This is a genomic window from Pseudomonas sp. NPDC090208, from assembly GCF_044746785.1.
GTDB lineage: Bacteria > Pseudomonadota > Gammaproteobacteria > Pseudomonadales > Pseudomonadaceae > Aquipseudomonas.
Genome location: NZ_JBIVCU010000007.1, coordinates 112,030 through 129,710, shown reverse-complemented (window position 1 = coordinate 129,710; position 17,681 = coordinate 112,030). Strand labels below are relative to the sequence as shown.

Genomic DNA, 17,681 nt, shown 5'->3' with positions numbered 1-17,681 from the left:
CCGTTCGTGAGTGAGTTCGTGATGGCAGCCTCCGGGGTGCACAACGGTCGCGTTGCGCTGGTCACCGGCGCGGCGCGGGGGATCGGTCTGGGCATCGCTGCCTGGCTGATCACCGAGGGCTGGCAGGTGGTGTTGACTGATGTCGACCGTCGCCGTGGTGCCCGGGTAGCCGATGTGCTGGGCGAGAACGCTTCGTTTATTGCCATGGACGTGTCCAGCGAAGAACAGGTGGCCAGTGGTGTTGCCGAGGTCTTGGGGCAGTTCGGCCGTCTGGATGCGCTGGTGTGCAACGCGGCGGTGGCCGATCCGCACAATACGGTTCTGGAAAGCCTCGATCTGGCGCACTGGAACCGTGTGCTGGCGGTCAATCTCAGCGGTCCGATGCTGTTGGCCAAGCACTGCGCGCCGTATCTGCGTGCCCATGGTGGCAGCATCGTCAACCTGAGTTCGACCCGGGCCCGTCAGTCGGAACCGGACACCGAAGCCTATGCCGCCAGCAAAGGCGGTCTGCTGGCGTTGACCCATGCGCTGGCGATCAGCCTTGGCCCGCAGGTGCGGGTCAATGCAGTGAGCCCTGGCTGGATCGATGCCCGTGATCCTTCGGTGCGCCGTGCCGAGCCGTTGTCCGATGCCGATCATGCGCAGCATCCGGCGGGCAGGGTAGGGACGGTGGAGGACGTTGCGGCGACCGTGGCGTGGCTGTTGTCGAAGAATGCCGGGTTCGTGACCGGGCAGGAGTTCGTGATCGACGGCGGCATGACGCGCAAGATGATTTACGTGGAGTGAACTGATTGCATTGGCTGCTAACGCAGCCTTACGAGGACCCTTGTAGGAGCTGGCTTGCCCTGCGAGCGGCGACGAAGTCGTCGTAATTCCTGTGTCCTTGGCTTGTCTGACTCTCCGCTGAGTCTGCTAACGCAGCCTTGTTTCGCCTGGCGGCGAGTTACTTGGAAAAGCCCCAAGTAACCAAGGGCTCCATACCCCGCCATACGGCACCTCGCTAATGCTCGGTGTTCCCTCACTCCGACGACGCTCCGTGGGCCCGCCGCGAAAGGGCCATCCATGGCCCACACGGCTCTCGCGGCATCCATGCCGCTCGGCGCCACTACACATCGCCTGCGTTCGGCCTTTTGGGACGGGGCCCCAAGATCAAAAGCCGGCGACACACACTCCTTGCGGGAGCGGGCTTGCCCGCGAAGGAGTCCTCAAGATCGCCACCGCCGGCAAGCCGGACTGCTACGGATGTATGGGTGCCAAACAAGGTTGAGGTCGCTACAGCTCATTGTGGGAGGGAGCTCTGCTCGCGATAGCGGTGGGTCAGGCGCTGCAGTATCGTCTGGACTGACGCTTTCGCGAGCAGAGCTCCCTCCCACGGCCTTCGGCCAGAAACAAAGGCAGATGGCATTCACCGGTCTGTAGGAGCGCGCTTGCCCGCGATAGCGGTGGGGCAGACGACCCTGCATTGCCTGGGCTGACGCTTTCGCGAGCAGGGCTCCCTCCCACGGCCTTCGGCCAGAAGCAAAGGCAGATGGCATTCACCGGTCTATAGGAGCGCGCTTGCTCGCGATGATGGTGGGGCAGACGACCCTGCATTGCCTGGACTGACGCTTTCGCGAGCAGAGCTCCCTCCCACGGCCTTTGGCCAGAAGCAAAAGCAGATGGCATTCTGCGATCCGTAGCTGTCCGGCTCGCCACTTGGGGCTTGAAGCTGAAAATCGCTTTTTTTAAAAAAACTTCAAGCAGGGTATTGACTTAGGTTCGGTACCTGCGTAAATTTCGCGGCCTCAGCGAAGCAAAGGGTGATTAGCTCAGCCGGGAGAGCATCTGCCTTACAAGCAGAGGGTCGGCGGTTCGATCCCGTCATCACCCACCATCGTTGAGAGTTTCAAAGTGCTGAAGGTTACTGAGATTCAGCAGGACAAATAGTCCACCACTGCGCAGCGGTAGTTCAGTCGGTTAGAATACCGGCCTGTCACGCCGGGGGTCGCGGGTTCGAGTCCCGTCCGCTGCGCCATATTTTCCGAATCGGTTTTTCCGGTTCGAGATTGAAGTGAAAACTTCAATCAGCGCTTTAAAGGAAACAGGCACTCGAAGCCGGTTTCAACAGAGTTAAACAGACGAAAGTCTGTGCGACACGCAGCGGTAGTTCAGTCGGTTAGAATACCGGCCTGTCACGCCGGGGGTCGCGGGTTCGAGTCCCGTCCGCTGCGCCATACACAGTTCCAAGGCCCTTGAACTCCTTGGAACGACAAAGAAAGCGACCTTAGGGTCGCTTTTTTTGTGCCTGCGATTTGAGTCAGGTCGCTCTTACTGTCAGTGCCGCGCGGGCGACGCTGTTGGCAAGGTGGACAGAAGATTCAAGTGGGAGGGAGCCCTTCGGCCAGAAGCCGCGCAAGCTCAAAGACCTCTCTACCACCCGGCATCGTTTATCATGCGGACCTTTATGGACAGCGAGTCTCAACCCATGCGCATTCTTGTTACCGGCGCCAATGGCTTCATTGGTCGTCGACTCTGCCGGTTGCTGGTCGATCAGGGCCATGCGGTGCGAGGCGCCTCCAGAAGCGGCGTCGGTGCGGTGGAAGGGGTGGATTATCAGGTAGCCGACTTCACCGACCCGCTGTCAATCAAGGACAGCCTCGACGCCATCGATTGCGTCGTGCATCTGGCAGGCCGCGCCCATGTGCTGAACAAGCAGGATGACGCGGCTGCGCTGTATCAGGCGATCAACCACGATGCCACTCTGAGCCTGGCGCGGCAGGCCATGGAGGCCGGGGTCAAACGTTTTGTCTTTGTCAGCTCCATCGGCGTCAACGGCAACGAGGGACGCTTCAGCGAAGACTCGACGCCCGCGCCCCATGCCGATTACGCCCGTTCCAAACTCGCCGCCGAGCACAGCCTGCGTGCGCTGCTCGACGGCAGCACCCTGCAATGGGTGATCGTGCGCCCGCCGCTGGTTTACGGTGCCGATGCGCCGGGCAATTTCAGGACTTTGCTGAAGGTGGTCGACAAGGGCATTCCCAGCCCCTTTGCGGCGGTGTGCAATGGCCGCAGCCTGATTTCGGTGGATAACCTGGCCATGTTGCTTGCGCTGGCCGCCAGCCACCCGGATGCGGCCGGGCAGGTGTTTCTCGCCAGCGAGGGCAGCGAAGTGTCCACGCAGCAGATTCTCACTGCGCTGGCGCTGGGCATGCAGCGCCGGGCGTTGTCGATTCCGTTGCCGAAAGCGCTGCTGGCATGGCTGCTCAAGGCTGCGGGCAAAGGCGATCTGTGCACGCAGTTGTGCGGTTCGCTGACGGTGGACGGTTCGAAAGCGATGCGCCTGCTGGGCTATCGACCCGACACTGATACGCTGCGCTCGCTGACCGAAGTGGGCCGGCAATACCGCCTGAGCCGACAATAGCCGGTATAGCCGCCGGACAAATGGCAATGCAGTGCTGCACGGCGTCGCGATAAATGACATGATTGCCGGCTCGTTAAAGCGGCGCCGGACGCTGCCTGATTTCGAATTTGGAGAGCTGGACCATGGGCATGAACCAAACCATCACTGTGATCCCGCCGGGTGTACCGTTGACGGGGCATGTCTCGCCGCCTGGCTCGAAGTCCATTACCAACCGCGCCTTGCTGCTGGCCGCTCTGGCCAAAGGCACCAGCCACCTGCGTGGCGCGCTGAAGAGCGACGACACCCGGCACATGTCCAACGCCTTGCGGCAGATGGGCGTGACCATTGATGAGCCGGACGACACCAGCTTCGTGGTCACCAGCAGTGGCCGTCTGCAGGTGCCGGAAGGCCCGTTGTTCCTCGGCAACGCGGGCACGGCGGTGCGTTTTCTGACTGCGGCGGTGTGCACGGTCGATGGCAGCGTCACCCTCGACGGCGACCATTACATGCAGAAGCGTCCGATCGGCCCGCTGCTGGAGTCCCTGCGCAAGGGCGGCGTGCAGGCCGAGAGCGCCACCGGCTGTCCGCCAGTGATCATCCACGGCAGCGGCTCGGTCAAGGCTACGCGTTTCGAGATCGACGGCGGTCTGTCCAGCCAGTACGTTTCGGCGTTGCTGATGGTCGCGGCCTGCGGCGATGCGCCGATTGAAGTGGCGCTGACCGGCAAGGAAATCGGCGCCCGTGGCTACATCGACCTGACCATCGCCTGCATGCGCGCTTTCGGTGCCGAGGTCGACGTGGTCGACGAAGCCCTGTGGCGAGTGCTGCCGACCGGCTATACCGCCTGCGATTACCAGATCGAACCGGACGCCTCTGCCGCCACTTACCTGTGGGCGGCTGAAGCCCTGAGCGGTGGCAAGATCGATCTGGGCGTGGCTGCCGAAGCTTTCACCCAGCCGGATGCCAAGGCCATGGACGTGATTGCCAAGTTCCCGCGCATGCCGGCGGTGATCAATGGCTCGCAGATGCAGGACGCGATTCCGACGTTGGCAGTGCTGGCGGCGTTCAACGAAACGCCGGTGCGTTTTGTCGATCTGGCCAACCTGCGGGTCAAGGAATGCGACCGCGTGCAGGCGCTGCACGACGGCCTGAATCAGGTGCGTCCGGGGCTGGCGACGGTGGAAGGCGATGACCTGCTGGTCGCCGCCGATCCGGCTCTGGCAGGCACCACCAGTCAGGCGCTGATCGACACCCACTCCGACCACCGCATTGCCATGTGCTTTGCCCTGGCCGGGCTGAAAGTGGCCGGTGTACGCATCCAGGACCCGGACTGCGTCGGCAAGACCTACCCGGGCTACTGGCGTGCGCTGGAGTTCCTCGGCGTGCGTCTGGAGCATGGCGAGGTTTGAGTGTGAGCTGACGCCACGTTCCTTTTGCAGGAGCGTGGCTTGTCCCGCGAGCGGCGGGGAACCTGTCGTAAAACCTGTGCACGCGGTGTGTCAGGAATACCTGATCGTCAGATTTTACGACTGCTTCGCAGCCGCTCGCAGGGCAAGCCAGCTCCTACAATGTCTGCGGCGTACATCGTGTCCCAGCGACGTACGTTTGCAATGACAATCACGCGTTAGAACAACTTCCACGTGTAACTGAGCAACAGCCGGTTTTCATCGATATCGGTGCGGTAATTCGAGCGCGCCGCCACGTTGCGCACCTTGATCCCCAAGCCGCTGAGCATCCCTGACTGGACTACATAACCGACGTCCAGGTCGCGCTCGGTATCCTTGCCTTCATAACCCTTGCCGGTATCGACGTTGTCGCCGCTGATGTAGCGCACGGTGGCGGTCAGCCCGGGAATGCCCATCGCCGCGAAATCGTAGTCGTAACGCAGTTGCCAGGAGCGCTCGTCAGTGTAGGCGAACTCGTAGGTCGGCACTTCGTTGCCCAGCGGGGTGATGTTGGCGAACACTCGAGGAAACGGGCTGCTGCCGTACATGCCCTGATAGCCGACGTAAAAGGTGTGGCCGCCGCGCTTGGCCGACAGCAGCGAAAAGAACGCCTGGTTGTCGATCTTGCCCAGCAACTGCTGACCGTCCTCGCTGGCGTCGTAGTAACCGAGGTTGGCGCCCAGCACCCAGTCGCCCACCGGCTGGCTGTGTTTGAGGCCGATGAAACTCTGGTGGTAGATGTCTTCCAGTTGCCCGTACCAGAGGCTGACGCTAGTGCGCTTGCCATTGAAGGTGTAATCGCCGCCGGCAAAATTGAAGCCGTCACTGTTGGCCTTGCGCTGTGGCACGTGCCCGAGCATGGCGATCATCTTTTCGTCGCCGGCTTCGTTGCGCAGGCTGGTGGTGCGCAGATGTCCGGCCTGCAGCGTCAGGCCCTCGATTTCGCTGGAGGTGATGCTGGTGCCCTGATAGGACGGCGGCAACAGGCGAATGTCGCTGAAGGCCAGCACCGGCAGGTTCGGCTGCAACTCGCCGATGCGCAGCTCGGTCTTCGACATTTTCAGCTTGAGGGTCGCGCCCAGACGGCTGTATTCGTCGGCGGCTTCACCGTTGTCCTTGACCGGCAGCAAGCCAGTGTTGACCCGGCCCTTGCCGCTGTCGAGCTTGAGCCCGAGGGTGCCGATGGCATCCACGCCGACGCCGATCAGGCCCGGCGTGTAACCCGACTTGACGTTGAGAATGAAGCCCTGGGCCCATTCCTGGGCGCGGGACTGCTCGCTGCCGCGAATGTCCGAGTAGTCGCGGCTGAAGTAGTAGTTGCGCGCGGTCAGGGTGGCGCTGGCGTCCTTGACGAAGGGATTGTCGTCGGCCAGCAGCAGCGGGCTGAAGCTCAGGCAGACCGCGCAGGACAGCAGGGTGGTTGCAGGGTGCAGTGGGTGTAGTGGGCTCATCGCGTTGCTCTTGTTTTTATTGGGTGGCAGCGATGACAAGGGTGCGGGTGGGGCAGGGCGCGGCAATATCCAGTTTGCGCAGACCTTTATCCCGTTTGTGCAGGGTGGCCGATTGCCGGCGATACCCGACAGGTATGGCGCAAGACCCATTCCGTATTGGCGTCTTGCGCCCGCGCGGTCAAGAATCCGGCTACCGCCATACCTTTCCAGGTGGTGCTGGCCGTGCAGCCTTGAGTCGCCTTCCGGCGACCGCATAATAAAAACAAGAGTGACCCGATATGTCCTACCTGCTGAGCGAGCGCAGCAACGTGTTCGAGCGGGCCGACCCCTACGCGGTGTCCGGCTACGTCAATCAGCACGTTGGTGTGCATGACATCCGTCTGCCGAGGTCCGGCAATCCGCAGGCGTGCCTCAATCACCGGCAGTTTGCCAGCCTCGACCTGTGCCGCATCAGTTACGGCGGCAGCGTGCGGGTCACGTCGCCGGCGCTGGAAAACATCTATCACCTGCAAGTGCTGCTGCGCGGCCATTGCCTGTGGCGCGCGCACCGACAGGAGCATTACCTGCAGCCCGGTGAGCTGCTGCTGATCAATCCCGATGACCCGGTGGACCTGACCTACTCCGACGACTGCGAGAAATTCATCCTCAAGCTGCCGGTGCGCCTGCTGGAGTCGGCCTGCGAGGCGCAGCGGCTGAACCTCCCGGAGCCGGGCATTCGCTTCGTCCGGCAACGTTACCGACAGGACGAACTGGGCGGCTTCATGAACCTACTGGGTATGGTCTGCGAGGAGGCCGAGGCCATCGAGCGCATGCCGCGGATTCAGGAGCATTACGCGCAGATTGTGGCGAGCAAGATGCTCAGCCTGCTCGGCACCAACCTGTGTCCGCCCAGCCTGGATGCCCATGCCGCGTCGTTCGAGCGGATCGCCGAGTACATCGACCAGCATCTGAAACTGGAACTGGACAGCGAAGTGCTGGCGCGCCAGGCGCAGATCAGCGTGCGCTCGCTGTACGCGCTGTTTGCCCGGCATGTGCGGACCACGCCAAAGAGCTACATCCGTCAGAAGAAACTCGAACGCATCCACGCCTGCCTGGCCGACCCGCGCAGCCATGTACGTAACGTCACCGAACTGGCGATGGATTACGGCTTTCTGCACCTGGGGCGGTTCTCCGAAAGCTACCGCAAACAGTTCGGCGAATTGCCGTCCGACACCCTGAAACGCCGTTCCTGCGCCTGAGTGCCAGAAAACGGATAAAGGTCTGCACTGCGCGGATATTGCCGCCCGGCCCACCTCACTAGCATCGCTCTGGCTGCCATGCCCAGGTTCGCCTGGATTCCCATAACAAGCACAAGAGTCGGATGCCATGCGCAAAATCGATATCAACGCCCTGATAGATCAGGCGCGTTTCAACTCCTTTCACTGGCGGGTGCTGTTCTGGTGCGCGCTGATCATCATCTTCGACGGCTACGACCTGGTGATCTACGGCGTGGTGTTGCCGGTGCTCATGCGCGAGTGGGCGCTGACCCCGTTGCAGGCCGGGGCACTGGGCAGTTACGCGCTGTTCGGCATGATGTTCGGTGCGCTGCTGTTCGGTTCACTGTCCGACCGTATCGGCCGCAAATGGGTGATTGCCCTGTGTGTGGTGCTGTTCAGCGGCTTCACCGTGCTCAACGGTTTTGCCCGCAACCCGACTGAATTCGGTTTGTGCCGCTTCATGGCCGGGCTCGGCATCGGCGGGGTGATGCCCAATGTGGTCGCGCTGATGAGCGAATACGCGCCGAAGAAAATCCGCAGCACCCTGGTGGCGATCATGTTCAGCGGCTATGCGGTGGGCGGCATGTTTTCCGCCGGGCTGGGCATCGTGCTGCTGCCGGCGTTCGGCTGGCAGTCGGTGTTTTACGTGGCCTGTGTACCGTTGCTGTTGTTGCCGCTGATCCTGCGTTTCCTGCCGGAATCAGTGGGTTTCATGCTGCGTCAGGGGCGTGAGGCACAGGCGCGTGAGGTGTTGCAACGCATCGAGCCAGGCCTTGAACTGCACAGCGATGACGAACTGCACATGGGCCCGCTCAAGGCGGCCGGCGCACCGGTGTTGCAACTGTTCCGCGAGGGCCGGGCGCTGAGCACGCTGATGCTGTGGCTGGCGTTCTTCTGCTGCCTGTTGATGGTTTACGCACTCAACTCGTGGTTGCCGAAACTGATGAACAGTGCCGGTTATGGCCTGAGTTCTAGCCTGATGTTTTTGCTGGTGCTCAACGTCGGCGCGATCTTCGGCGCGATCTTCGGCGCCATCGGTGGCGGCTGGATCGGCGATCGCTTCAAGCTGCAGCACGTGCTGGTGGCCTTTTTCCTGCTGGCGGCGCTGTCCATCAGCCTGCTGGGCTTCAACAGCCCGCTGCTGGTGATCTACGGGCTGATCGCCGTGGCCGGTGCCACTACCATTGGCACGCAGATCCTGGCCTATGCCTGCGTCGCGCAGTTCTACCCGATGGCGATCCGCTCCACGGGGCTGGGTTGGGCGTCAGGGGTAGGCCGCAGCGGCGCGATTGTCGGCCCGGTGCTGGGCGGCGCGCTGGTGGGCATTGAATTGCCCCTGCACCTGAATTTCATGGCTTTCGCCCTCCCTGGTGCTGTCGCCGCGATAGCCATGTGCTTTGTCCATCAGCGGCGCAAGGAGCAGAGCAACCGCGTCGAATCGCCGCTGGTCGAGGCCTGACAGCCGACCGCCAGTCGATTGGCGGCACCGTCCGGCGATTTTCATGGACGCTGCGAGGACTGCACGGCGGTTGCCTTGGCGCCGCTGTGCAGTGCCTTCCCGGGGCTGAACCTGGCTGAACGAACCTGGAATGTATCGACATCATTGCAAACTGTGCGTTGATCCTGCGCGAGGCTTGTTGCAGACTTGTCGGCGATTTTGCCGGTCCACTGTTCTGTCGACCTTTTCCCCCAGGATGTTTGATGTCTAGATTACTGAGCTTTCGTACCGCATGCTGGGCGCTCGCCCTGCTGGCCGCCGCAGGCTGCTCGTCAAAGAAGCAGGCGATTTATGAGCATGAAAACTTCGACGATGCCGGAACGTTCTCACGCAACTATCCCGTCTCCGACGCCGCCACCTGCGAGGCCGGACGGCGTGCGCTGCTGAGCCAGGGCTACATCATCACCAGCAGCGATCCGAAAATGATCAGCGGTCACAAGAGCTTCCAGCAGACCGGTGAGACTCACATGGAGATCAGCTTCAACGTGGTCTGCGCCGCCGATGGCAATGCGGCGGGAGCGACCATGTTCGCCAACGCCCTGCAGGATCGCTATGCGCTGAAGAAGGTCAACAACTCGGCCAGTCTGGGTGTCGGTGTGCTGGGTTCGGTGTCGATGCCGATCGGTTCCACCGACGACTCGATGGTCAAGGTCGCCAGCGAGACGGTGGCGTCGTCGAAGTTCTACGACCGCTTCTTTGCCCTGGTGGAAAACTTCCTGCCGGCGGATGTGAAGAAAGCCGCGCACATCGAAGAAAAACCCAAGACCGATCTGGGCGTGCCTGAGCCGACCCCGGCGCCGGCTGCCGCAGCTGCCAAACCGGCGGCGCCGGTCGAGCAGAAACCTGCCGAAACACCGGCACCTGCGCCTGCACCGGCGGCACTCGCCACTCCGGAAACCCAGCCGGCCGCAGCGACCAGTGCCCAGACCAGCGAACCGATGCCAGCCCCGGCCGAAGCCGAGCCGCTGAAGGTCGAAAACGCAACACCTGAAGCCGCCCCGGCGCCTGCTGCCGCCGAGCCCGCCAGCGAAGCGACCCCGGTGACCACCACCGAGCCGACTCCCGCGCAGTAATCTGCAACACGGCCCGTAGCCGTCCGGCTTGCCGGCGGTAGCGATCTTGCGAACGTCACCGCCGGCAAGCCTCACCACAACGACTCACCGCGATCCCCTGTAGGAGCTGGCTTGCCCTGCGACCGGCTGCGCAGCAGTCGTAAATTCACCAGACGCGGTGTGACAGGCAGACCGCATTTTCAGGTTTTACGACGGGTTCCCCGCCGGTCGCGGGACAAGCCACGCTCCTACAAGGGGGGCGTTACCCCCCCAGAGCGGCATCAGCCAAGAAACAACTTGTACGCCGGGTTGTGGGTTTCATCCCAATACGGGTAACCGATCTCGGCCAGCGCCTGCGGCACCAGATGCCGTTCTTCCTCTGGCACCACCAGCCCGGCGACCACGCGGCCGTCGGCGGCGCCGTGGTTGCGGTAGTGGAACATCGAGATATTCCACTTGCCGCCCAGTTTGTTGAGGAAGTTGAACAGCGCACCCGGCCGCTCGGGGAATTCGAAGCGGAACACCACTTCATCATTCACCCGCTCGGAATGTCCGCCGACCATGTGCCGCAGGTGCAGTTTGGCCAGTTCGTTGTCGGTCAGGTCCAGCACCGGGAAACCCTGTTCGGTGAGGCTGGCGATCAGCGCCTTGCGCGGGTCGTTTTCCGGATGGGTCTGCACGCCGACGAATATGTGCGCCTCGCGGTCGGTGTGGTAGCGGTAGTTGAATTCGGTGATCTGGCGCTTGCCCACCGCTTCGCAGAAGGCCTTGAAGCTGCCTGGCTGCTCGGGGATGGTCACGGCAATGATCGCTTCGCGGCCTTCGCCCAGCTCGGCGCGTTCGGCGACGTGGCGCAGGCGGTCGAAGTTGACGTTGGCGCCGGATTCGATGGCCACCAGCGTTTGCCCGCTGACGCCGTACTGCTCGACGTATTTCTTGATCCCCGCCGCGCCCAGCGCGCCAGCCGGCTCGGTGATCGAACGGGTGTCGTCGTAGATGTCCTTGATCGCCGCACAGATTTCATCGGTGCTGACGGTCAGTACTTCGTCGACGTAGTCCTTGCAGATGTCGAAGGTGTGCTGACCGATCTGCGCCACCGCCACGCCATCGGCAAACAGCCCGACCTGTTGCAGCACCACGCGCTCGCCGTAGGCCATGGCCTGTTGCAGGCAGTTGGAGTCGTCCGGCTCGACGCCGATCACCTTGATCTCCGGGCGCAGGTATTTGACGTACGCGGCGATGCCGGCAATCAACCCGCCGCCGCCGACCGGCACAAAGATCGCATCCAGACGCCCCGGGTGCTGACGGAGGATTTCCATCGCCACCGTGCCCTGACCGGCGATGGTGTCCGGGTCGTCATAGGGATGGATGTAGACGTAGCCCTTTTCCTCGACCAGCTTCAGCGAATGCGCCAGCGCCTCGGGGAAAGAGTCGCCGTGCAGCACCACCTTGCCGCCGCGCGAACGCACGCCTTCGACCTTGATCTCCGGGGTGGTCTTGGGCATGACGATAGTCGCCTTGATCCCCAGCTTCTTCGCCGCCAGCGCCAGGCCTTGGGCATGGTTGCCGGCCGAGGCCGTGACCACACCACGGGCCAGTTCTTCCGCGCTCAACTGCGCCAGCTTGTTGTAGGCGCCACGGATCTTGAAGGAAAACACCGGCTGCAGGTCTTCGCGTTTGAGCAGCACCTGGTTGCCGAGGCGCTCGGACAGCTGACGGGCGCCTTGCAGCGGGGTTTCCACGGCGACGTCGTAGACGCGGGAAGTGAGGATCTTTTTGGCGTAGGACTGCAGCAACGGGCTGTCGGGCTGGGCGAGGGCGGTCAGCTGGTTCATCGCGTCGTCCCCGTCTGGCAGGTGACGATGGACAGTGGCGACAGGGCGGCGAGGGAAGGGCGGATGATGCGCATGTCTGACTCCTGGTTCGAGGCTGATTGCTTGAGATCGGCGCCCGGGGAGACAGAGAGAAAAAACCCGCCTCCAAGGGCGGGTTAGGTGCATACGTCGGCTAGCCCGCCATGACTGGAATGGCGGTAATAATTCGTTGGCCGGTGTAATGCTTGGTTACGTTCATGGCCTGAAGACTATTTCGAACGGGATATGGCCGTCAAGGGTGCCGCGGTGCAGAACCTGGCTGGAGGGCTGATTTATGGTGGTGAAAACTGTGGGAGCGAATTCATTCGCGATACGGTATTGAGGGCGGAAAATTTCTGTCGACTGGACTGGCCCTTCGCGAATGAATTCGCTCCCACAATGGATCGGTGGTGAAACAGGGCCTATGGGATGTGTGTCCGACCGAGTAGCGAGCCAATCGGGTCGGGAAATTCCTGACCACTTGCACGATTTTTCCCACTGAGCTAAATATTCAGTCTTCTGGCCATGGACCTCGCCCCAGAGCCCTGACAAGGACGCGTCGGTAAATTTTCCGAATTCACCTCGTCTACTGTTCAACAAGTCTTCATGTTTGTGTCATGAGGGCGCTTTAGGGTGAAAGCCGTGGTCAGTCCAGTCGACTACCAAAACGCAAAGAACCGCCACGAGGGCACGAGAGATGGACGATTATCAGGAAGAGTTGCTGGAATATCAGGCGTACGAACTCGACACGCCGGAGCCGGCAGACGACGCCACCGAGTTGTAAGGTGCGTCAGGCCGAATGACGTTGGCTGCGGCGGAACTCCCCGGGAGTCTGACCGTTCCAGCGTTTGAAGGCGCGTTGAAAGGCTTCGGCCGACGCAAAACCCAGCAGGTAGGCGATTTCGCCGAATGCCAGTTCAGTGTCGCGGATATAGGTCATCGCCAGATCCCGACGAGTGTCATTGAGAATCGCGCGAAAGCGCGTGCCTTCCTCCGCAAGCTTGCGGCGCAAGGTCCAGGTCGGCAGCTTCAGCCGTGCGGCCACTTCCTCCAGATCCGGTTCCCTTCCACCGTTCAATAACGGGCCCAGCAACTGAGTGATCCGTTCACGCAGGCTGCGGGTGCGCGTGCGTTGCTCCAGTTCCCGCTCACACAGCTGCAACAGGTGCCGCCAGGTGCTGGGCACGTGATCGGGATTGCGCAGGCCGAGGCTGTGCTGGCTCAGACGCAACTGATTGACCCCGGCGGCGAAGGCCACCGGGTGCTCGCTCAACCCTGCGTAAGCGGCGGCATAGGCCGGTGCCGCGAACTCGATCTCGACCCGCTCGGCGCGCACGGCACTGCCGGACAAGTCGGAGAACTGCCGCAGCCAGCCGCTGAGAATCGAGTCGACCACGAAGCAGTTGTAATCGTTGTACGGGCTGATCGAGTAGAAACGCAGCCACGCGCCGCTGCTGTCTTCGTGAAAACTCGACTGGCCGCGGTAGTTGGAGCCGTACAGCGCCTCGAAGCGGATCAGCGTGCGCGCCGCTTCGCGCACGGTCGGCGCCTGGGCGGCGGTGACACCGGCCAGGCCGGCCTGGCTCATGCGGCTGACCTGGCCCATGCGCAGGCCCAGCGCCGGCTCGCCGGTCAACTGAATGGCGGCATGGCCCAGGCGCATGTAGCGCGGGATCGACAGGCGTGCGCCGGCTTCGCCCAAGCGCGCGGCATCCAGGCCGTATTGATCGAGCAACGGTTGCGGATCGTGGCCGAGGCTGCGCACGGCGTCGGCCATGTTGTCGACGAAGCCGACCGACAGATCACCGAGGCGTACGCGCGGCGTGGTCATGGCGTCACAACCACAGATTGATCAGTCGCGCGCCGTGATCCGGGCGCACGCCTTTGGGCGCTGGTGCAAGGGCCTGTTCGACGATGCTGCGCCCGTCGCGGCTGGCGAAGCTGTGACCGGCGCTGCCCTGGTCCCAGAACTGCCCGCGCATGAACACGCTGATACCGGCTTTGGCATTGCTGGCCTGGGTCAGCGTCAGTCGGTGCCAGGCTTCGCCTTCGGTCAGCGGCGTGCTGCCGAGGTCCAGATGAGCCGCCAGCTCACGATGCTTGTCGCTGCGCCAGGGTTGGCCCCAACTGCCGTTGCCGGCGACGAAAGCCGGGATGGCGATCAGTTCGGCACCGCTTTCGTTGAGGCGACGGTAGTTGTCCGGGTACCAGCTGTCGCTGCCGATCAGCGTCGCCAGACGCCCGGCCGGGGTGTCGACGACCAGCAACGGCGCATCCTTGCCGGAGCGGATGTAGCTGCGCTGGTACCAGCTTGGAAACAGCTGGCGCTGCGGCTGGCCCAGCGGCAGACCGTCGCGGCCGAACACCAGGCTGACGTTGTACAACGCACCCGTACCGATCTGCAGCTGGCCGTTCTCCACGCTGGGTCCGGGCAGCACGATGGAGCCGGCCACCAGGGTCACGCCGAACTCTTTGGCCAGGCCACCGAACACGGTCTGGTAATCCTGCGCCATGCTGCGTGCCTTCATGCGCAGATGGGCGTCGTCCAGACGGCTTTCGCCACGGGCGTGCCACAGCGCATCGGCGAACAGCAGCGGGTTGCTGAACGCTAGCCAGTTCATGGCTTCGTCGATGGTGCTGGCGCGGTAGAACTGGTTTTTCTCATCGACCGCGAACAGCCAGGTGCCGACGTGTTCGGGCAGCACCACGATGGTCTTGTCGTTGAGCAGGCCGCGCTCGCGAGCCTGTTCCAGATAGGCCGCCAGCTTGCGATGCAGGCGTTTGACGCTGGAATAGTCGGAAGGGAACAGCTCGGGCTGAATCCCCAGCAGATTGCCGCGCCCACCGGGCTGGCCATCATCGATCACCAACTGGATACGCAGGTCGCTGAGGAAATGGCCGACATGGCGCTTGCTCGTCCACAGGCCGTAGCTGATGAGAAGGATCATCAGGACGGCTGCGGTGAGCGTACCGAGAACTTTGCGCATGGCGGGGATTGATCGTGGTCCTGGGTGAAAGTGATTCATGGCGAAACTGCGGCAAGGGTACGGGAAAACCGTGGTGTGGAGAATGTGTTTGCCGGAGTTTTCGTCTTGCACGAATCCCCTGTAGGAGCTGGCTTGCCCTGCGACCGGCGACGGAGTCGTCGTAAATTCGGTGAATGCGGTGTGTCAGGCAGATCGCGTTTGCAGATTTTACGACTGCTGCGCAGCCGGTCGCAGGACAAGCCAGCTCCTACAGGGGGCGCTGTCGTTGTCACGGATTACAGCCGAATCGTCCGAAGTGTTGGGAATCCCGGCCCGTTTATCCGCGGGGGCAAATCCCGTGTACTACGCCGCAACGCCGAACCTGAAAGCCAATGTCTTTCGCACCGGCCTAATTTCCCTGCACGTTCTTATCGAGGCTGTTCATGTCGAAACTTCATTCCCCCGTCAACGTCGGCCCCTACACCTTCGAGCACCGCGTCGTGCTCGCGCCGCTGACCCGGATGCGCGCCGAAGAGGGCGCCCGTCCTGGCCCGCTGATGGCCGAATACTATGCCCAGCGTACCTCGCCAGGCGCGCTGCTGATCGGCGAAGCGACCATCGCGGCCGCCAACGGCAACGGTTATCTGGGCGCACCGGGCTTGTTCGATGACAGCCAGATCGCTGGCTGGAAGCTGGTCACCGACGCTGTTCACGCCAAGGGCGGCAAGATTTTCCTGCAGCTGTACCACGCCGGTCGCCAGTCCAACGTCGACGTCCAGCCCGAGGGCAGCATTCCGGTCGGCCCGTCCGAAGTGCCCCATGGCGGCGTGGCTTACACCACCGAAGGCTGGGTGCCGAACACGCCGAACCGCGCGCTGACCATCGAAGAAATCGCAGGGCTTGTGGAAAGCTTCCGCAGCGCTGCCGAACGCGGTCTCAAGGCCGGCTTCGACGGTGTCGAACTGCATGGCGCCAACGGTTATCTGGTCGACCAGTTCCTGCAGGACAACAGCAACAAGCGCACCGATGTGTATGGCGGCTCCTTCGAGAACCGTGCGCGTTTTCTGCTGCAAGTCACCGACGCGCTGATCTCGGTCTGGGGCCATGAGCGCGTGGCCGTACGCCTTGGCCCGAGCGGCACTTGGGGCGATATGGGCGACAGCGATCCGCAGAGCCTGTTCAGCTACGTCGCGCAGCAACTGGCGCCGTTGAACCTGGCGTATCTGCACCTGATCGAGCCACGGATTCTCGGCAACGTCGAGGATGAAAACGCCAACCCGGCACCGATTGCCGCGCAGTTGATCCGCCAGCACTACACAGGCGTGATCATCGCCGCCGGTGGCTTCGATGGCGCCAGCGCCGAAGCGATCCTGCAAGCCGGTGACGCCGACCTGGTGGCCTTCGGTCGCCATTTCATCGCCAACCCGGACCTGCCCAAACGCCTGCGCGACGGCCTGCCGCTGAACGCCTACGACCGTCCGACCTTCTTCGGCGGCACCGAAGTGGGTTACACCGATTACGCGTTCTACGAAGAAGAAGCCGCCATCGCCTGACGAGTGCAGGCGTAAAAAAAGCCGGCAGCGAAATGATCGCTGCCGGCTTTTTTGTGTGCTCGTCTGGATTGCCGCCAACCCTGTGGGAGCGAATTTATTCGCGAATGTCCCGTTCAGTCGACATCTCTGTTGTCCTGGACATCGCATCGCGAATGAATTCGCTCCCACAGTCATTGCCGATGTGAATCAAAAACAGAATTGTTGTTTGAGCCCCCCGCGATCAGTCGACATTCACCACAATCCTCCCCAGATGCAGGTTCTTCTCCAGCTCCCGATGCGCTTGCACCATGTCATCGAACGCGAAGGTTTTGGCGATGGTGGTGCTCAGCGCTCCCGAACGCAGGCCGTCGAAGACGTATTCGGTGGCCTTGCGCAGCCGCTCCGGGTCGGTGGTGGTGGCGAACAGGTTGTAGCCACGGATCACCGGGGTTTTCGCGATCACGGTCAGCAGCGGCAATGGCGTCGGCTCCTCACTCAGCGCGCCGTAGATGAAGATCGTGCCGCCGACCCGCAAGGCCTCCAGCAGTTTCGGAAACGCCGCGCCACCCACTGGTTCAAACACGATGTCGGCACCACGGCCTTCCGTGATGCGGTTGACCGCTTCCACCAGGTCTTCCTCATCGGTGACGATCACCTCGCTGGCACCCGCTGCCAGCAACTGCTCACGCTTGGCCCGGGTGCGAGTCAGGGCGACTGGAATGGCACCAGCCGCACGGATGATCTGCAAGGTGCCGAGGCCGACTGAACTGGACGCTGCTGGCACCAGCACCACATCGCCGGCCTTGAGCAGGCCGTTTTCGATCAGGGCGCCATAAGGCGTGATGAACACGTTCCAGATCGCCGTGGCCTGCTGGAACGACACCGTGTCCGGCAGCTTGACCACCGCATGGGCCGGCGCCAGCACCTGCTCGCCGTACATGCCGTAATCGTTGAGGGAAAACGACGGCACTGTGCTGACCCGGTCACCCGGCACGACGTGTTTCACGTTCGCTCCCACAGCCAGGACCACGCCGGCAGATTCATAACCCAGCCGCGCGGGCAGCTTGACCGGCTCGACATAACTGCCGCTGCGCCACATCGATTCGGCGCGGTTGAGGCCGATGGCGTGTACGCGAATGAGCACTTCGTCAGCAGCGGGAACAGGGGTTTCGACGGTCTGGAATTGCAGGACTTCAGGTCCGCCGTATTCGGTAACAGCGATGACGCGAGGCATGGAAATTCTCCATTG

At 62.6% G+C, this 17,681-nt stretch carries 12 protein-coding genes and 3 tRNA genes; 10 read left to right on the top strand and 5 right to left on the bottom strand.

Features of this window, described 5'->3' with window-relative positions; genetic code table 11:
• The first annotated feature begins 21 nt into the window (after positions 1-21).
• The 6 genes from ACIPL0_RS13970 to aroA all read left to right on the top strand — a co-directional run bounded on the left by ACIPL0_RS13970 (position 22) and on the right by aroA (position 4,788).
• Positions 22-786, top strand: a complete 765-nt coding sequence (locus ACIPL0_RS13970; RefSeq protein WP_400597417.1) for an SDR family oxidoreductase — start codon at positions 22-24, stop codon at positions 784-786.
• 1,011 nt (positions 787-1,797) lie between these two features.
• Positions 1,798-1,873 (top strand) — tRNA-Val (locus ACIPL0_RS13965).
• A gap of 64 nt (positions 1,874-1,937) precedes the next feature.
• Positions 1,938-2,014, top strand: a tRNA-Asp gene (locus tag ACIPL0_RS13960).
• Between the two features lie 122 nt (positions 2,015-2,136).
• Positions 2,137-2,213 (top strand) — tRNA-Asp (locus ACIPL0_RS13955).
• A 251-nt stretch (positions 2,214-2,464) separates the two neighbouring features.
• On the top strand, positions 2,465-3,400 hold the full coding sequence (locus ACIPL0_RS13950) for an NAD-dependent epimerase/dehydratase family protein (protein WP_400597301.1): 936 nt from the start codon (positions 2,465-2,467) through the stop codon (positions 3,398-3,400).
• 122 nt (positions 3,401-3,522) lie between these two features.
• A complete protein-coding gene (gene aroA, locus ACIPL0_RS13945) occupies positions 3,523-4,788 on the top strand; it encodes a 3-phosphoshikimate 1-carboxyvinyltransferase (RefSeq protein ID WP_400597302.1) in 1,266 nt (421 codons plus the stop codon).
• 215 nt (positions 4,789-5,003) lie between these two features.
• Here aroA and ACIPL0_RS13940 read toward each other — a convergent pair whose 3' ends face one another.
• The gene (locus tag ACIPL0_RS13940; protein ID WP_400597303.1) at positions 5,004-6,275 is read right to left on the bottom strand and encodes an OprD family porin; all 1,272 of its coding nucleotides are present in this window, start codon (positions 6,273-6,275) and stop codon (positions 5,004-5,006) included.
• 278 nt (positions 6,276-6,553) lie between these two features.
• On the opposite strand from ACIPL0_RS13940, the gene ACIPL0_RS13935 reads away from it, so the two are divergent.
• From ACIPL0_RS13935 to ACIPL0_RS13925, 3 genes are all read left to right on the top strand, one after another.
• Positions 6,554-7,513: an AraC family transcriptional regulator gene (locus ACIPL0_RS13935; protein WP_400597304.1), complete on the top strand. Its 960-nt coding sequence runs from the start codon at positions 6,554-6,556 to the stop codon at positions 7,511-7,513.
• 127 nt (positions 7,514-7,640) lie between these two features.
• Entirely contained in the window at positions 7,641-8,990 is a 1,350-nt protein-coding gene (locus ACIPL0_RS13930) for an MFS transporter (protein ID WP_400597305.1), read from the top strand.
• Positions 8,991-9,232: 242 nt separating this feature from the next.
• On the top strand, positions 9,233-10,102 hold the full coding sequence (locus ACIPL0_RS13925) for a DUF2242 domain-containing protein (protein ID WP_400597306.1): 870 nt from the start codon (positions 9,233-9,235) through the stop codon (positions 10,100-10,102).
• Between the two features lie 260 nt (positions 10,103-10,362).
• Here ACIPL0_RS13925 and ilvA read toward each other — a convergent pair whose 3' ends face one another.
• The 3 genes from ilvA to ACIPL0_RS13910 all read right to left on the bottom strand — a co-directional run bounded on the left by ilvA (position 10,363) and on the right by ACIPL0_RS13910 (position 14,921).
• Entirely contained in the window at positions 10,363-11,916 is a 1,554-nt protein-coding gene (ilvA, locus tag ACIPL0_RS13920; RefSeq protein ID WP_400597307.1) for a threonine ammonia-lyase, biosynthetic, read from the bottom strand.
• Between the two features lie 808 nt (positions 11,917-12,724).
• Positions 12,725-13,765: an AraC family transcriptional regulator gene (locus ACIPL0_RS13915; protein ID WP_400597308.1), complete on the bottom strand. Its 1,041-nt coding sequence runs from the start codon at positions 13,763-13,765 to the stop codon at positions 12,725-12,727.
• Between the two features lie 4 nt (positions 13,766-13,769).
• Positions 13,770-14,921: a carbon-nitrogen hydrolase family protein gene (locus ACIPL0_RS13910; protein ID WP_400597309.1), complete on the bottom strand. Its 1,152-nt coding sequence runs from the start codon at positions 14,919-14,921 to the stop codon at positions 13,770-13,772.
• 422 nt (positions 14,922-15,343) lie between these two features.
• Between ACIPL0_RS13910 and ACIPL0_RS13905 the strand changes: the two genes are divergently transcribed.
• Positions 15,344-16,453: an alkene reductase gene (locus tag ACIPL0_RS13905; RefSeq protein WP_400597310.1), complete on the top strand. Its 1,110-nt coding sequence runs from the start codon at positions 15,344-15,346 to the stop codon at positions 16,451-16,453.
• Between the two features lie 220 nt (positions 16,454-16,673).
• Here ACIPL0_RS13905 and ACIPL0_RS13900 read toward each other — a convergent pair whose 3' ends face one another.
• Entirely contained in the window at positions 16,674-17,666 is a 993-nt protein-coding gene (locus ACIPL0_RS13900; protein ID WP_400597311.1) for a zinc-dependent alcohol dehydrogenase family protein, read from the bottom strand.
• Between the last annotated feature and the right edge of the window lie 15 nt (positions 17,667-17,681).

Bases quoted from the DNA above. Each gene is read 5' to 3' on its own strand.
- ACIPL0_RS13970 (WP_400597417.1), top strand. From the start codon at position 22: ATGGCAGCCTCCGGGGTGCACAACGGTCGCGTTGCGCTGGTCACCGGC.
- ACIPL0_RS13950 (WP_400597301.1), top strand. From the start codon at position 2,465: ATGCGCATTCTTGTTACCGGCGCCAATGGCTTCATTGGTCGTCGACTC.
- aroA (WP_400597302.1), top strand. From the start codon at position 3,523: ATGGGCATGAACCAAACCATCACTGTGATCCCGCCGGGTGTACCGTTG.
- ACIPL0_RS13940 (WP_400597303.1), bottom strand. From the start codon at position 6,275: ATGAGCCCACTACACCCACTGCACCCTGCAACCACCCTGCTGTCCTGC.
- ACIPL0_RS13935 (WP_400597304.1), top strand. From the start codon at position 6,554: ATGTCCTACCTGCTGAGCGAGCGCAGCAACGTGTTCGAGCGGGCCGAC.
- ACIPL0_RS13930 (WP_400597305.1), top strand. From the start codon at position 7,641: ATGCGCAAAATCGATATCAACGCCCTGATAGATCAGGCGCGTTTCAAC.
- ACIPL0_RS13925 (WP_400597306.1), top strand. From the start codon at position 9,233: ATGTCTAGATTACTGAGCTTTCGTACCGCATGCTGGGCGCTCGCCCTG.
- ilvA (WP_400597307.1), bottom strand. From the start codon at position 11,916: ATGAACCAGCTGACCGCCCTCGCCCAGCCCGACAGCCCGTTGCTGCAG.
- ACIPL0_RS13915 (WP_400597308.1), bottom strand. From the start codon at position 13,765: ATGACCACGCCGCGCGTACGCCTCGGTGATCTGTCGGTCGGCTTCGTC.
- ACIPL0_RS13910 (WP_400597309.1), bottom strand. From the start codon at position 14,921: ATGCGCAAAGTTCTCGGTACGCTCACCGCAGCCGTCCTGATGATCCTT.
- ACIPL0_RS13905 (WP_400597310.1), top strand. From the start codon at position 15,344: ATGTCGAAACTTCATTCCCCCGTCAACGTCGGCCCCTACACCTTCGAG.
- ACIPL0_RS13900 (WP_400597311.1), bottom strand. From the start codon at position 17,666: ATGCCTCGCGTCATCGCTGTTACCGAATACGGCGGACCTGAAGTCCTG.